Origin of the sequence: Rhodococcus olei, from assembly GCF_039540555.1 — a bacterium.
Lineage (GTDB): Bacteria > Actinomycetota > Actinomycetes > Mycobacteriales > Mycobacteriaceae > Rhodococcus_G > Rhodococcus_G olei.
The window spans coordinates 1-983 of record NZ_BAABFB010000098.1 but is presented as its reverse complement, the minus strand read 5'-3'; the positions used below and the strand labels follow the sequence as shown (position 1 = coordinate 983).

The window sequence follows — 983 nt, the reverse complement described above, 5'->3', positions numbered from 1 at the left end:
ATCGGCAGGATGAGAAGTGCGACCAACTCGTCCCTGCCAGAAAGAGACCCGCGTGTCCCACCGTAACGCCCCGCTGACCCCTGCCGGGAGACTGCGCCTCGTCCACCGCTGTCAGCACCGCCCCATCGCGCATGTTGCAGCAGAGGCGGGCATCTCCCGCCAGTGCCTGTCGAAGTGGGTGAACCGGTACCGCACCAGCGGCGAAGCCGGCCTGCTGGACCGCGCCAGCGTCCCGTCTCACCAGCCGACCACGCTCGACCCGGCGTTGGTCGCCGTGATCGAAAAGCTGCGCCGCGACAAGAAATGGTCCGCCCGCCGTATCGCCGGTGAACTCGCCGCCGAGGGGCACCAGGTGTCGGTCTCGACCGTCAGTCGATGGCTGGTGCGCTTGGGTATCAACCGACGACGCTTCCTCGACCCAAACGGGGCCGACAACCGCAAGCCCCCGAACGTCATCGTCGCTCGGTATCCGGGCCACATGGTGCACGTCGACATCAAGAAGGTCGGCCGGATACCCGACGGTGGCGGCTGGCGCATGCACGGCCGTGGCAGTGAACACGCCAAGACGGTCGAGCGGACGAAGAAGCGCGGCACCCGCACCGGCTACATGTACCTGCACTCGATCGTCGACGGGTTCTCCCGCCTCGCCTACACAGAGGCACTACCCGACGAGAAGGGTGTCACTGCAGTCGGTTTCATCAACCGCGCGAAGGCGTTCTTCGCCGCACACGGCATCGCCCGGTTCACCCGGGTGGTCACCGACAACGGGCCCTGCTACCGCTCGGCGGTGTTCGCGCGCACTCTCGCCGGCACACGTCACCAGTTCATCCGCCCTTACACCCCACGCCACAACGGCAAGGTCGAGCGCTACAACCGGATCCTGGCCGAGGAGTTCCTCTACGCCCGCGACTGGACCAGCGAGACGCAGCGGTCAGAGGCCCTCACGGTCTGGAATGTCCACTACAACTACCATCGACCCCACA

1 protein-coding gene is annotated in these 983 nt (G+C 66.4%); it reads left to right on the top strand.

Annotation, left to right across the window (positions count from 1 at the left end):
- Positions 1–52 precede the first annotated feature (52 nt).
- On the top strand, positions 53–983 hold a 931-nt coding region (locus ABD951_RS28480), incomplete at its 3' end, for an IS481 family transposase (protein ID WP_345353634.1).